Raw genomic sequence first — 430 nt, forward strand, 5'->3', positions numbered from 1 at the left:
TCCCTGCGCCGTTCGAGACTCGCGCCCCGTTCTACGCGCTGCTGGAATTCGAGGCCACCACCGAGCAGCGCGCGGAGCAGGCGCTGGCGACCTTCGAGCACTGCGTGAACGAAGGCTGGGTGATCGACGGTGTGATGAGCCAGAGCGAGCAGCAACTGCAGAATCTGTGGAAGCTGCGCGAGTACATCTCCGAAACCATCTCGCACTGGACGCCCTACAAGAACGACATCTCGGTCACCGTCTCCAAGGTGCCGGCCTTCCTGGCCGATATCGATGCGATCGTGACGAGCAACTACCCGGATTTCGAGGTGCTCTGGTACGGCCACATTGGCGACGGCAACCTGCACCTGAACATCCTCAAGCCCGAGGCGCTGTCGAAGGAAGAGTTCTTCGAGAAGTGCGCGTCGGTCAACAAGTGGGTGTTCGAAAC

The 430-nt window shown here is 60.9% G+C and carries 1 protein-coding gene; it reads left to right on the top strand.

Annotation, left to right across the window (positions count from 1 at the left end; translation table 11 throughout):
* The coding region (locus J5M57_RS28700) for an FAD-linked oxidase C-terminal domain-containing protein (RefSeq protein WP_279381975.1) at positions 1–430 on the top strand (430 nt) is incomplete at both ends.

The organism is Pseudomonas sp. 86_A (assembly GCF_017491705.1).
GTDB lineage: Bacteria > Pseudomonadota > Gammaproteobacteria > Pseudomonadales > Pseudomonadaceae > Aquipseudomonas > Aquipseudomonas koreensis.